At 40.3% G+C, this 14,348-nt stretch carries 10 protein-coding genes; 2 read left to right on the top strand and 8 right to left on the bottom strand.

The features are described from left to right. Positions 1 to 204: 204 nt before the first annotated feature. Both ACK5NH_RS07675 and ACK5NH_RS07680 read left to right on the top strand, forming a co-directional pair. Complete coding sequence (locus tag ACK5NH_RS07675; RefSeq protein WP_416918892.1) at positions 205 to 828, top strand: response regulator; 624 nt, start codon at positions 205 to 207, stop codon at positions 826 to 828. Further along, the gene (locus ACK5NH_RS07680; protein WP_416918894.1) at positions 825 to 4,406 is read left to right on the top strand and encodes an ATP-binding protein; all 3,582 of its coding nucleotides are present in this window, start codon (positions 825 to 827) and stop codon (positions 4,404 to 4,406) included. Before ACK5NH_RS07675 ends, ACK5NH_RS07680 begins: the two co-directional genes overlap by 4 nt. A gap of 111 nt (positions 4,407 to 4,517) precedes the next feature. On the opposite strand, the gene ACK5NH_RS07685 is transcribed toward ACK5NH_RS07680, so the two are convergent. The 8 genes from ACK5NH_RS07685 to ftsY all read right to left on the bottom strand — a co-directional run bounded on the left by ACK5NH_RS07685 (position 4,518) and on the right by ftsY (position 14,299). Next, a complete protein-coding gene (locus ACK5NH_RS07685; RefSeq protein ID WP_416918896.1) occupies positions 4,518 to 5,594 on the bottom strand; it encodes a fimbrial protein in 1,077 nt (358 codons plus the stop codon). After that, positions 5,536 to 6,231, bottom strand: coding sequence for a molecular chaperone (locus ACK5NH_RS07690; RefSeq protein WP_416918898.1), 696 nt, complete (start codon positions 6,229 to 6,231; stop codon positions 5,536 to 5,538). Before ACK5NH_RS07690 ends, ACK5NH_RS07685 begins: the two co-directional genes overlap by 59 nt. 2 nt (positions 6,232 to 6,233) lie before the next feature. Further along, entirely contained in the window at positions 6,234 to 8,609 is a 2,376-nt protein-coding gene (locus ACK5NH_RS07695; protein WP_416918900.1) for a fimbria/pilus outer membrane usher protein, read from the bottom strand. A gap of 318 nt (positions 8,610 to 8,927) precedes the next feature. Beyond that, positions 8,928 to 9,488, bottom strand: coding sequence for a fimbrial protein (locus ACK5NH_RS07700; protein WP_416918902.1), 561 nt, complete (start codon positions 9,486 to 9,488; stop codon positions 8,928 to 8,930). Between the two features lie 430 nt (positions 9,489 to 9,918). Continuing rightward, positions 9,919 to 10,776: an RNA polymerase sigma factor RpoH gene (gene rpoH / locus ACK5NH_RS07705; protein WP_011624492.1), complete on the bottom strand. Its 858-nt coding sequence runs from the start codon at positions 10,774 to 10,776 to the stop codon at positions 9,919 to 9,921. Positions 10,777 to 11,006: 230 nt separating this feature from the next. Beyond that, positions 11,007 to 11,972, bottom strand: a complete 966-nt coding sequence (gene ftsX, locus ACK5NH_RS07710; protein ID WP_011624493.1) for a permease-like cell division protein FtsX — start codon at positions 11,970 to 11,972, stop codon at positions 11,007 to 11,009. Further along, positions 11,969 to 12,670 (bottom strand): cell division ATP-binding protein FtsE, encoded by a 702-nt coding sequence (ftsE, locus tag ACK5NH_RS07715; protein WP_011718689.1) that lies wholly within the window; start codon positions 12,668 to 12,670, stop codon positions 11,969 to 11,971. Before ftsE ends, ftsX begins: the two co-directional genes overlap by 4 nt. A gap of 3 nt (positions 12,671 to 12,673) precedes the next feature. Then, complete coding sequence (gene ftsY, locus ACK5NH_RS07720) at positions 12,674 to 14,299, bottom strand: signal recognition particle-docking protein FtsY (RefSeq protein ID WP_416918905.1); 1,626 nt, start codon at positions 14,297 to 14,299, stop codon at positions 12,674 to 12,676. Positions 14,300 to 14,348: the final 49 nt, after the last annotated feature.

A 14,348-nucleotide genomic window follows, 5' to 3' on the forward strand; every position in this document is an offset into this window, starting at 1 on the left:
AATGATACAAAATGGTACAATCATGAGCGACACAAAGAAATAGTAATGATTGCAACCAAATAGCCCAATTTATTTAATTTTATGATAATCAAACAAAGGAAACAGCCGAACATACCGTAGGAAAACTCCGAACAGGCATGTATCATTTCGCACTTAATATTTACAAAGGATAAAATTGTTTTTCATTTGATATGGAGTTCGTGGATGAATAAGAAAATACTAATTGTTGATGACCATCCTGTAGTCGTTCTAGCGTTAAAAATACTCCTTGAGCAAAATGGATTTGACATTATCGGTGAAACAAACAATGGTGTTGATGCGCTTAAACTCATGAAAGAGTTGTCTCCCCATGCAATCATTCTTGATATAGATATTCCACAGTTAGATGGCTTGGAAGTGATTGAGAGGGCTAAAAAATTAGCTATCTGTCCACCCATATTGGTATTAACAGCACAACCATCAGAGCATTTTGTTTCCCGTTGTATTACTGCCGGAGCTGCAGGATTTATTTCAAAAAATAAGGATCTCATTGAAGTCTCTAGCGCTTTAAACGCGATTATATCAGGCCATGCTTATTTTCCAATTATGAGCAACAGTAACACTTATCAAGTGAACTGCAATGAATCTGACCTAATAAAAAAACTATCGACTCGAGAAATGAGTGTACTCAGGCAACTTGCACTAGGGTTTACCAATAATGAAATTGCCCAGAAGATGTTACTTAGCAATAAAACAATAAGCACTTACAAAACTAGAATATTTGAAAAATTAAATATTAAAAATATTGTTGACATTATAGAGATAGCAAAGAGAAATAATTTAGTATGAGATATTTTTTGCTTATTACCTTTTTTTTTATCAGTTGCATATTATCAAACACCTCGAAAGCAAGTGGAAATAATGGCGATTCTATCATCTCGATTAAACCTATAGAGCAATCTGAACTCGTTATCCCACTCACTCCCAATGATCAAAATATCAAATCATTATACCGTGTAATAAATGTAGGAGTATCAAGCTACAATTACCCACCCTATGACATCATCAATCAAGGTAAAACATTTTATCAGGGGATCAGTGCCGAGTACTTACAGATAATTTCTGATATTCTAGAGATTGATATCAACATCAAATACTATCCATCACGGGACAGGGTTATCGCCGCCGTATTAAGTGGTGAAGTTGATATTATAACCACTGCAAATGATTTCGATAAGCTCTTTGGATTGGTATTAAGTGAGCCATATATTGAAGATAAACCCTCAATATTCCGTAGTAGTGATATCGGACCCAGTGCCGAAATTAAAACAATGGCAATGGCTTACGAGTATTTGCCTGATGATGCTATAAAGAAATTATATCCGAAGAGAAAACTCATAAAATTTCCGACTCGAGAGGCCGCTATAGCCGCTGTAGTTTTTGGCCAAGTTGACTCAGTGATTATTGATTTGGTTTCAGCGAATTACATAGTCAACAATCATTTTCCTAATAAGCTAAAATTTGACACCAATATTGCACTGAACCCGCATGGCAATGCATTTGCCGCTGTAGAGGAAAAACTTGATTTACTTGCACTCATCAACAAAGCATTGGGCAGTATCAATTCTGACAAAAAGATGCTCATACGTAAAAAATGGAGTGGAGGAGGTAACATTATCCCACTACCTTCTGAGCTTCCCGCCTTTACCGACGAAGAGAAAGCATGGATCAAAACAAACAGAAACTTAACAGTAGCCATTCACAAATACTCCGCGCCACTGTCCTATATAGATAATGCCAATAATATAGATGGTTATGGTATTGAAATACTAGATTTAATCCAACTTTACTCTGGGTTAAAGTTTCATTATAAACTGACAAATAGATATTCAGAACATATTAGCTCTCTGTTTAGCAAAAGTGTTGACTTGGCAATAGTCAATGCTAACCATGTTATGAATGAAAACATCATCACGACTCAGGAATTTTCTAACTCACCTTATGTGCTAGTAACTAAGAACAACACACCCAATACCGAATTTGACTCTATCGTTATTCCCGATGGTACCCTTAGCAAAGCAGATATTAAAAATATCGAACCACACGCAGATATCACTGTTTCGAATAGCTATATTGAATCATTTTACAATATATCTACAGACAGTGCTTCAGCAACAATTGCACCTATCATTCTTGCTGATTACTATATTGCCAGCAATTTTAAAGATAGCCTCAAAATAACTAGAATTATCGATGAAGTGCCTAATATATCAATGGCATTTGGTGTAGATAAGTCAAACACTATATTAAGAAAAATTTTAGATAAAACCTTAAGTACTATCCCACCAGATGAAATACAGATGTCAGAGAATCGTTGGCATCGGAATGCAGTCCCCACCCATCAAAGTTGGATTGATTATAAATACACTATTTACACTATAGTGATATTTTCTGCCATTTTGATTTTGATCTCGCTAGTTTGGACCTTTTACACACGTTCAAATTATGCTGAAAAGCTGCAAGTTCAAGAACAATTAAGCCAACAACTTGAGTTTCTGCAACTGATCATAGACACATTACCTCATCCACTTTATGTTAGAAATAAAAATCATGAATTAACCCATTGCAATAATAGTTATTTAAGGGTTCTTAAAGTCGATAAAGATCAAGTCATTAATAAGAGAATAAAAGATAGTTTCGGTCCACATATCGACCCGATTAACTTTGAACGTGATTATGTTAATGCTGCGCATTCAGATGAAACTATTTTTATCAATAAAGAGTTTTTGGTTGAGGGTAAAAGCTACCATATTCGGCAGTGGATAAAGTCGAACACTGATAAGTCCGGCGAATTTCATGGCATTGTAGGCGGTTGGATTGATATCACTGAGCATATACAGCTCGTCCAAGACTTAGAAGAGGCGAAGGAAGCTGCTGACAGTGCTAGCCAAGCCAAAAGTACCTTTTTGGCAACCATGAGCCATGAAATTCGTACGCCAATGAATGCTATTATCGGCATGTTGGAATTGGCGTTAACACGGGCCAATACTAAACAATTCGATATCAACCATATCCGAGTTGCTTATGATTCAGCCAATGACTTATTAGAGTTAATTGGCGATATTTTAGACATTGCACGAATCGAAGCAGGTCAGTTAACCCTGTCTCCTACTCGCGTAAATTTAAGAGTACTCGTCACCTCTGTCGTTCGTGTATTTGATGGATTAGCAAGGCAAAAGGGGTTGGCTCTCCAGCTTAACTTCGATCCAGCAATAACCTATGACGTCTTGGCTGACCCAATGCGTTTAAAGCAAATTCTTTCAAACCTAATTGGTAATGCTATTAAATTTACCGATAAGGGCTCTGTCAACATTAACGTTGCCAGTGAAATTGATAGCGAGAAAGGTCATCGGATTCTATTTACAGTCAAAGATACTGGTATTGGTATATCTGCTGACAATCAACAAAAACTGTTCGCTCCTTTTAGCCAAGTGAGTAATACAAAAAATACTCGCAGTGGAACTGGGCTAGGTTTGATGATCAGCAAAACGCTATGTGAAATGATGAATGGCTGCTTAAAACTTGAAAGTTCAGAGGGTGAAGGCACCACTATTTATATGCGGCTCCCACTTACAAAACTTGAACAAGCTCACAATGTAAACACTGAAATCGAATATGACGAGCCCCATCATACTGATGCGCTCAATATTCTGATCGTTGACGACCATCCTTCAAATCGCTTATTGCTATCGCAACAATTACAACATTTGGGACATTACGTTGAAGAAGCCGAAGACGGTAATGTTGGTTTAGCCATGTTTAACAACAGCGAATACCATTTCGTAATAACCGATTGTAATATGCCAGTGATGAGTGGTTATGAACTGAGCAAAGAAATTCGTCAAATTGAAGATAAATGCAGATTTAAGCCGGTCATTATTGGCTACACGGCTAATGCTCAAAAAGAGGCCAAAGAGGCCTGCCTAGTTGCGGGAATGGACGACTGTATATTTAAGCCAATAAGTTTGAATGACCTAGATAAAACCATTAAAACCTTTAAGCAGGATAAGTGTTCATCCTCATCGGGTTTCGATCCTAAGATGATTAGTAATCTCACGGGTAACAATAAAGAACTCAGTTATAAGTTACTCAGCGAACTGCTAAAGACCAATCAAGAAGATCTACAATCCCTACAGCTAGCCTTAACTGAAGAAAACGTCGAGATGATGAAAAAGCATGCGCACCGAATTAAGGGCGCAGCCAAAATTATCAATGCGACTCAAATAGTTTTTGATTGTGAGATGTTAGAAAACTGTGCTGATAACACTAAATTTGCTTACTACGTCAGTAAAATGGGCAAATCGATCCAAATTCTAGAGAATGAAATTAAAGCCTATTTAGATATCTCATCGGAGCAAGGAAACTAGCTAAGAATCCAGGGCTTAGCAAGCTGAAGCCTACCTGAGACTGAACTTCTAGCCAAGATTCAGGTAGGACAGCACTTTTTAACAGTTTGGTATGAGGGTATGAGACAAAGTCTAATTATAAGTAAGGGTAAAATTGACACTGAATGAAAAATCCCCCAGTGTGGATTCACTTAGCGCTTGAAATAACCCCAAATAAGTAATGGTATGGGTTGAGGCAGATGCTTGTATTTTTAACTCATTTTCAACGCCAAAAATAACTGGATTGCCTGCAGTATCAGTAATACGCATATTCGTTTTGACACCGCTTGCATTTGAAAAATGTAAAACCTCATTGTTTGAGCCTAAGCTGACATTTGAGCTAGAAGCATTAGTAAATGTTGTTTTTGTATTATTACTAACACTCACTGGGTCTGCGCAGGATAAGTAAATTGAAAACGGTTTAGAGAATACTCTTCCAGAGTAGATTTCACCTACTTCAATAATGGTATCGCTCGTGATCGTACAAGTACTATCATAAACATAGATATCAGTCCCAAGATTGTAGTTTGAAAATACATTATTTTTCGATGAACCATCTGTAAAAATTATATCGAATGTGCGCTCAAGTGTCACTCCTCTCATCGAACCTGCAGAGAAACTACCTCCCGCCCCATTTCCTATAAAGCCATTTTTATCTGCCATAAACATAGGGACTCTTAAAGAACCTCGGAAAAAACCATCTGCTGAAATTTCATTGACATTGAAATGTTTCAAGTGCACATTATTTGGTTGTGTCGAAATAGTTTCCCTCGTTAATAACGATTGATAAACAAGCCCCCAAGTGTTTGTTCTATATGCTTCACCGGAGCCATAACTATTGTTTAGATTGTATGTTGCCAAGCTCATGGACCTGTTTAAATTTGAAAATGGTTTGCAAATATAATCAAATTCTAAAATGATAAAACCTTGACTCTCATTACCAGTTGAGGGTTTATCACCATAGACAAGACCTTTTCCTTCAAAACTAGATCTAAGGTTTGTCCCTTCACATGTGCCATCCCTGGTAGGAAGGGCAAAAATATTAGCGGAAAACAGCAAGAAGAAAAGCATTACAGTTCTTGTTACACTATTAAAATGTATCTTCGTTAGATCATTCAACATTGTTTTCATAAACATGCTCAACCCCACCATAATCATTAATAATTCCATGCTTAATTTTCATAATTCCCTTTTTCATACCATCAGGAATTAAATAGCTTTGCTCTCCGAAGGGAGGAACCATATTAAATCGGTCAGGGAAAGCATAACTTTTATCATTCACAATACTCAGCTCTCCCATACTTAAATAGTGAGGACTATCATTCGATGCAACTAAGTAGCTCTTCCCATTTGTACTACGTAATGAAAATTTTAAATTTTTTGATGCTTCTTCTAAGCCAGCTTGTGCGACATTTTCTGGTCTAACGATAATTTTAATCCGGCTACGAATCGCCATTTTAAGTGTATTGGGTGACTCTGTTTTACTCGGGATTTCTTGAATATTTAGCCAAAAAATACTTTCTCTATCGTTAGGTAACTTGGCAGTGATAGGCGCAAGACGCACTATCCCTCTCTCCATGCCTTGTATTTCAAAAATTGGAGGAGTGATAACTACAGGGAGTTTTTTCCTGTTGCCAGACAAATCCTCAAGCCAACTTTGAACCAAATAATTAGCATTTGATGTATTAATAATATCGACTTTATACTCACCTTCAGTGCCAATCACTTCACGGGTATAAACAGGTTTAACACTTGCATAAGTGTTAAAGCAGAGTAAAAAAACACTTGCAATAAATAATTTTCTCAAAATCATTCCTCACATACAATATTAATTAAGTCATTTAACTTATCGTTATGATTATTCATATCTACATTAAAATTGCACTTTTCATCTTCGCCAATATAAAACTCATTCGTCTTACCAGACTTTAATCCTGGAATGTAAACAATATTATCCGTCCCAACAAAAGAGATACGATTACCACTCGCCTTTTCAAACACAGGCTGTGTAAAAAAGTCAACTTTAGAGTCAATTGATACCAACTTACGAACCCCTACCCGTGCTTTAACAGGAACTAATATCGTCGCACCTCTTCTTGGGACAAATCCTCCGCTACCATTAAAAACTGATACATTAGGACTTTTAGAAGTATCTATGTTAATTTGGTTATAACCATAGGGCACAGGATAAGGTACGACACCAACGCCATCTGAATTGGTTTGACTGTTAATATCGTTGTTTAAAATAACGCCTTCCGCACCGTCACCAAAATCAAAAATCGCCGTAGTTTCACCAACCTGAGGAGCTAAAACAAAACCATCCTCATATCCAATAATACCACCAAAACCCGATAGAGTTAGCTTTTCATTACTCTCAGCCAAATCCACTCTTGCACCAAAATAGCCATATTTTGAGTTATTGTTGACTGAGCCAGACACTCCATGAGTCGTATTATCCGCTCCTGAATTAGTTAAAACTGAAAGGTTATAGGTTGTATTGGTATTCGAATGTGTAATGCCTAAGGTATTATTAAAACTTCCATTATTATTTCCAGACAAGTAATCCGAAACAATTGTTCTGTTTTTAGTTCCAAAAGGTACGGACACATTAAGACCATAACTGATTTCTGATTCATTATCATTGTAATAGTCCTTACTCACATTAATGCCTACAGTCGCAGGCCCTAACATGAAATTGAAAGATGAATAAAGACTTTCATCCGCTCTTACAGCTCTATCGTGATATGAATTTCTTCTATAACCAAAGTAGAGATAGTAATCACCAACCTTTTGATTCATAGAGATATCAATTTTATTCTTTATGTTTAAATAACTAGAAGAATATTCAAGAGATTCCTGTAATGTTTTGAAGTTTTTCGAACGATATTGCGTTCCAGCAAATTGGATACCTGTATCAGTATTCTCAATATACTTCGCATAAGAGGCCTGCAACATGTACCCCTCATTAAATTCGTCTGAACTGGATATGCCAGCGCCAAGGGAAAATGCACCAATATCTTCCAAGTCAACGGTAGAAATTGACTCTAGATAGCGGTAGTCATCTGATACAATAAAGCTTGCCTCTTGTGTAAAACGCGAGAAGCCATAAGCAAACTTACCCGTAAACAGATAAGGCTCCTCTACAGTAGAACCACTGCCTCTATATTGACCTAAAGAGAAACTATAGTCATATGCACCGGATTTAAGCATGTTGGGTAGTTTTGAGTAAACTACACCCTTCTTTCTTACCGTACCATCAGATTCCTCGATAACTAAAACTAATGTAGAACCTACCGCTTGAATATCTAGATCAGAGATAACAAACTCACCAGTGGAATAGATCTTACTGAAAACGACTTTATCTCCATCCATGATGGTAACTTTAGCAGAGGTAGAATTAACTCTATCTTTAATAATTGGTGCATATGAATTCCACTTGGGGTTAATCATTTGTTCGGATAGAGATATCCTTACCCCTGATAGTGGTATAGAGGAATTTACATTACTTCTTGATGAAGTTTTAATTTGCCCAAAGCTTAATTGTGATGAAATACTATCAATATCAGTATAAGTATATAAATCACCAATATTATAGCTAGAGAAGCTATCTGCTCGATAATATGAAGAACTACCTACAAATCGCCAACGACCTAGACTTGCTAATGCATTTAATGCAATATAGCTATTATTATAACCATCTGTATCTGTTGATAAATAGCTATTATAGTTAAGCTTTGCATGGTTAATACCATGATCCCATAACTCTTTACTCGCTTTAAATTTACGATCAAGCTTTACCTTATTGACATCGGGTATATGAAGAGTAACAGTAGAACGACTAGAAGAATAATCATAGGTAGCGTCCTCATTAATATCTTCCATGACATAACAAGATTTAGGCACCAGTGGTTTCACAATACCAAGAATAGCTAACTGTTTAGCCGTGAAGCATGGTACAACATCTTCAACAACATTAATGAACTCGACTTTCATCGTTAGATCATAGATATTATCGAGTGTTACTCCAACAGAGTGAAATCCTGGCTCAAGACCAAACTTTAGCCAATCACCACCAATAGACTCAGATGTTCCACTAAGAAAGTCTAAGTCATATTCACCTGAACCAATTTTTCCATGACTGTAAGCTGAAAAAAAAAAAGAAAAAATGAATATGAGCCTAATCACTTGTGGACCCTCTGAATCAGCTTGAGAAAGCTAAGCTATTAATAGATATACAAATAGCAAAACAACTGAGATATGTTGCATAGGAAAGGTAACGAATATCTTTATCTTAAACTAATTACACTTCCCCTATGTCAACCAATAAGTCATCAGTTAAATTTCACTTTAAATCACTATGATTTTGACTTAAGCATCAATATGTTAAACAATGACTAACGCCACAAGCTAATTTAAATAAAATTTTTAGCATTTCAATTACTGCTGAAAAATCTCATTTTTAATTAAGGATAAGTATTAAACCTATCCTTAATTAATATATGATTAGTTATATTCGACAGAATAAGTAGCAACTGCAGCGACATCACCTGTAGTTATTGCTGCACCAGCGGTATTCACATAAGCAACGTTATAATGAAGTTCTAATGCGGCTGGAGTTTCACCTTTTGCAGGGATGGTATATTGCTTATCTTTATTAGAACCATTATTGATATCGATAATAGTTGAACCATCTTGCTGTAAAAGCTGTAAACCTACACCAGTTGCAGCATTTATTGCGGCGGTATTTTTCAGTACATAGACATTGTTTTCATCCGATGTACCTACGAATGCAATTCGTACTTTCTCAGCCACAGTATCTTGAGATGCACAGTTTTCTAATTTGATAGAAAACGCAGTATGACCAGCCTTATCCCCTAATGTGCTACCGATTGCCGATGTAGAAATACTTGGCAGGCTCACAGTAAAATCCTTAGCTGAAGCACTCACATCACAAGATGCTTTTACCACTTTACCGTTAAAAGTGATTTTGCCATCTGCAGCATTCGCTTGAGAACTCATAGCTAAAGCAACTATACCCGCAACCATTAAAATATTTGCTTTCATCGAAAACTCCTTATTAGATTCAAATTCTCTTGCAAACTGTTACCAAGGTTTTAACAACAATCGTTTGGACCAAGAGGTTTTTAACAGTTCAAATAATTACTCAGAACGTGGACTTAATAACGACCCATCAGTTGTATTCATTGAATAACACTCTCACGGTGGTTATGACTTTCCACATCACTGCACTGTTTAAAAAATCATGCCGACTAACTCTGGAGATAAATTTACCAATACCAACCATGAATCAAAATCGGATGACGACGATTGCTTAGTAGGAATTTTCCTATCTCAATATCGGATAAATGCGCTATAGACAGTGAATATCTAAATAGATTTGAGAGGGTAACAGCTAGTGATTTAAGATATAAAAAACAAAAAACCTGCCGTAGCAGGTTTTTCTATTCCAACAAAGAGATAAAGCCTAATTTAATTAGGCTTCCATACAGGCCTTAAGTTTGTTCATGGCGTTTTTCTCTAACTGGCGAATACGCTCAGCTGAGACTTGATAGGTTTCTGCCAATTCCTGCAGCGTGGTCTTATCATCGTCTAACCAACGGGCACGCAGAATATGCTGGCTACGCTCGTCTAAGGTTTTGATGGCCGATAATAAACGACCTTGGGCATTGGACTCCCAGTTATCGTTTTCGATGTTTTCGGCTAAATCTGATGAATGATCTTCGAGATAATGTACAGGGGCAAAATCCTGCTCATCATCGTTATCACTGCTGAGGTCAAACGCAGGATCCTGCGCCGCCATACGTGATTCCATCTCAGTCACATCGGCCTTAGATACACCTAAGTTTTCTGCCACCATTGCGACTTCATCATCGCTAAACCAACCGAGGCGAGTTTTCGCTTTACGGATATTAAAGAACAACTTACGTTGTGCTTTGGTGGTTGCGACTTTAACAATGCGCCAGTTCTTCAGCACATATTCGTGAATTTCGGCTTTAATCCAGTGAACAGCAAAAGACACTAGACGGACACCCACATCGGGATCGAAGCGCTTAACCGCTTTCATCAGACCGATGTTGCCTTCTTGGATCAAATCCGCCTGTGGCAGACCGTAACCTGAGTAGCCCTTAGCAACATGCACCACAAAACGTAAGTGTGACATAATCAGTTGCTTCGCCGCTTGCAGATCACCCGTTTCCTGCAAACGCTTGGCTAACTCATACTCAGTCTCAGCGTCTAACATTGTCATGCTAGTCACTGAATGGATATAAGCTTCTAAACTACTGCTGCCCTGAGGGACTGTTAGTGCCATTGATTGCGTTTGAAAGGTCATTCGCGCTCCTACTTTCTTGCTACTTATCAAATATAAGTCGATTTCATCCTGTGGCTTAACTCAAAACACCTTAAGGATGAGCTGACGAACTATCGGCTAATTGACAGAGTATGTCAACCATCGCTCGTCTAGGGTGTTACTTTTAACCCCGATGAATAGACATTGCAAGTGAACAAAAGTTCATCGCCTGCCATGTTCATCAAGGTATTTAAACTATAAGGTATTGATCATTAAGAGGGTTCAATCGCTCTTAAATGTTGCCTTACCGAAAGGTAAGAACCCAGCCAACCTAAGAAGGAGGCTAAGCCCACTAATTGTAGCAGTTCGGTAAAGGTCAGAGATTTCATCTCTAACTGACTGCCGTACAAACCGAGCAACTCGGCTAGGGCAGAATCTAGATACCAAACCAATAAGTTAATGATAAGCCAAGCCAATACACCGCCAATGACCCCGTACCAAATGCCTGTATAAAGGAAGGGGCGCTGAATAAAGGACTCAGTGGCACCAACCAGCTTCATCACTTCAATTTCGGTGCGACGGTTCATAATCGCCAAGCGAATGGTGTTACCTATCACCAACACCACGGCGAGCACCAGTAAGGCTGCAATCGCCATCACGGTACGTTCGAGTAAGCGCACCACAGCTTGCAGACGCTCTAGCCATTCGATATCTAAGCGACCAAAGCTGATTTCAGGCTCGCGCTCCAGCTTAGACAACAACTCACGGGCACCCACTGGGGTCGAATAACGCTGAGTCGGCGTCACGGTAATCACCGCTGGCAGAGGGTTTTTATCGAGATAGGCTAACGCCTCACCAAACCCCGACAGGCGCTGAAATTCTTCGAGCGCTTGATTGCGGTCGATATACTGCACCTTTTCTACTTCGGCATAGGCCCGGATGCGAGTCAGTAAACTTTGAATCGTCTGCTCGCTGCGATTCTCATCGATAAACAATGAAATCTCCGCCGCGCTGTTCCAAGAGCTAGTAATAGTCTCGGCATTTTTAACTAATACTTGCAGCGCCGCAGGTAAGCTTAAACTCACCCCGAGAACCGCCATCGTCATCAAAGAAGAAACCGGGCTGCGCCACAACTCACCCATACTCGCCATGGCTTGCTGCACATGACGAATAAAAAACATCACGATACGCCCCGAGATGGGCAACTTGCTGCGCGTTAGTTTGGCATTGTCACTCATAGCCCATCACCTCGAGCAGTCGCGTGTCCATGGTGTAATTCCTGTGCGCCGAGCATACGACCCTGTTTCAGGGTGAAAGTGCGGTACTTCATCCGCGCGATAAGTCCCAGATCGTGGGTAGCGATAAGCACACTAGTGCCTGCATCGTTAAAGGTTTCGAATAAGCGCAAAATATCCATCGACAACTTAGGGTCTAAGTTGCCCGTTGGCTCGTCGGCCAACAATAGTGGCGGCTTATTCACAATGGCGCGGGCGATACCGACACGCTGTTGCTCACCACCGGATAACATAATGGGGTTATGGCGCTCTTTGCCATATAACCCCACCATATCCAGCGCACCTGCGACACGTTTGCGGATCTCACCGTGGGAGAAACCTTCAATCACTAACGGTAAGGCCACGTTGTCGAATACGCTTCTGTCCATCAATAGATGATGGTTTTGGAAAATCATCCCAATATTGCGGCGCAAATAGGGCACGTGTTTAGGACTGATTTTGGCAATATCATGGCCATTAATCGCCACTCGGCCGGTGGTTGCGCGCTCGATCACTGTGATTAATTTCAACAGGGTACTCTTACCCGCGCCCGAATGGCCGGTTAAGAATGCCATTTCACCTTTTTGTAGATGAAAATTCACCTCTTCCAGTGCCATTTGGCCACCAGGATAAATCTTACTGACCTGCTGAAAATCAATCATAAATTAGCTATCCGCTTTTTCTTGAGTGAACAAGGCATCTATAAATTCTTTAGAATTAAAGGTACGCAAATCATCAATTTGCTCACCCACGCCAATATAGCGTAGCGGGATTTTAAACTTGTCGGCAATCGCAAACACCACGCCGCCTTTAGCGGTACCGTCGAGCTTGCTGATGGTCATGCCGGTGACGCCAACGGCCTCTTGGAATAACTGCGCTTGGCTGATGGCATTTTGGCCAGTGCTAGCATCTAAGGTCAGCATCACTTCGTGCGGCGCCTCTGGGTCGAGCTTCTTCATCACCCGCACGACTTTCTTTAGCTCTTCCATCAAGTGAGACTTGTTTTGCAGACGACCCGCGGTATCGGCAATCAAGACATCAATTTTACGGGCCTTGGCCGCTTGCAGCGCATCGAAGAGCACTGAGGCACTGTCGGCGCCCGTATGCTGAGCCACCACAGGGATATTATTGCGTTGACCCCAAACCTGTAATTGCTCGACCGCTGCGGCGCGGAAGGTATCACCCGCCGCTAACATGACAGACTTGCCTTGACGTTGATATTGTTTCGCCAGTTTACCGATAGTGGTGGTTTTACCCACGCCGTTAACACCGACCATTAAAATAACAAAGGGACCGTTAGCATTTTCAGGCACTAAGGGAATCGCCACAGGATCGAGCGTCTTCTGCATTTCATCACGTAGCAGATCGTAGAGTGTTTCAGCATCCTTTAATTGCTTGCGAGACGCGTGCTCGGTCAGGCTCTTAATCAAGCGAGAAGTGGTTTCTACACCTACGTCGGCGATCAATAACTGCTCTTCCAGTTCCTCAAACAGATCATCGTCGATTTTTTTGCCTCGGAATAGGCCGATAAAACCGCTACCAATATTTTCGCTAGTGCGCATCAGCCCGCGTTTTAGACGAGCGAAGAAGCTTTCTTTAGCGGGTTTTGCCTGAGGTTCGGGTTGTTGTTCAAGGGGTTGTTCGGCTTGAATTTGTTCTGCTGCAACTCTGTCAGCTTCAGCTTTTTCAGCGGCTAACTGTTCTGCCTTAACTTGCTCTGCCGTTAAGCGTGCCACTTCGGCGGCCTGTTGTTCTGCTAACTGTGCTGCTTGTTCTTCAGCAAGACGCAGGGCTTCCGCCTCAGCTTGTTTTTTTACGGCCTGCTCCTCAGCGATTCTTTCTGCTTCAGCTTTTTCGGCGGCTAACTGTTCTGCCTGAGCTTGTTTCGCTGCTAAGCGCGCGGCTTCGGCGGCCTGTTGTTCTGCTAACTGTGCTGCTTGTTCTTCAGCAAGACGCAGAGCTTCCGCCTCAGCCTGGGCTTTTGCGGCCTGCTCTGCAGCAATTCTTTCCGCTTCTGCTTTTTCAGCGGCTAACAATTCTACCTGTGCTTGCTCCGCTGCTAGGCGCGCCTCTTCGGCGGCGAGTCTTTCTGCTTTTTCGGCAGCTAACTTATCGGCTAGAGCCTGTTCTGCAGCCGCTTTTTCAGCCGCGAGACGTGCTTCTTCCGCTGGCTGCTTTGCTAATGCTTCGGCTTGCTCGGTTTGCGATGGAGTAACGACTGGGGTTTGCTCGACAACCTCATTTTGTGATTTATCTTTACGAAACCAGGAGAAAAAACCTTTCTTTGCCATGTGTAATTCCAGCGCTCTACTTCAGTGTTGAATTTAAAATAAGACCCTG

Origin of the sequence: Shewanella sp., assembly GCF_047975355.1 — a bacterium.
Classification (GTDB): Bacteria; Pseudomonadota; Gammaproteobacteria; order Enterobacterales; family Shewanellaceae; genus Shewanella.

What these genes read in the sequence shown, in the direction of transcription:
- ftsE (WP_011718689.1), bottom strand. Translation starts at nt 12,670, where the DNA reads ATGATTGATTTTCAGCAGGTCAGTAAGATTTATCCTGGTGGCCAAATG.
- rpoH (WP_011624492.1), bottom strand. Translation starts at nt 10,776, where the DNA reads ATGACCTTTCAAACGCAATCAATGGCACTAACAGTCCCTCAGGGCAGC.
- ACK5NH_RS07680 (WP_416918894.1), top strand. Translation starts at nt 825, where the DNA reads ATGAGATATTTTTTGCTTATTACCTTTTTTTTTATCAGTTGCATATTA.
- ftsY (WP_416918905.1), bottom strand. Translation starts at nt 14,299, where the DNA reads ATGGCAAAGAAAGGTTTTTTCTCCTGGTTTCGTAAAGATAAATCACAA.
- ACK5NH_RS07675 (WP_416918892.1), top strand. Translation starts at nt 205, where the DNA reads ATGAATAAGAAAATACTAATTGTTGATGACCATCCTGTAGTCGTTCTA.
- ftsX (WP_011624493.1), bottom strand. Translation starts at nt 11,972, where the DNA reads ATGAGTGACAATGCCAAACTAACGCGCAGCAAGTTGCCCATCTCGGGG.
- ACK5NH_RS07700 (WP_416918902.1), bottom strand. Translation starts at nt 9,488, where the DNA reads ATGAAAGCAAATATTTTAATGGTTGCGGGTATAGTTGCTTTAGCTATG.
- ACK5NH_RS07685 (WP_416918896.1), bottom strand. Translation starts at nt 5,594, where the DNA reads ATGGAATTATTAATGATTATGGTGGGGTTGAGCATGTTTATGAAAACA.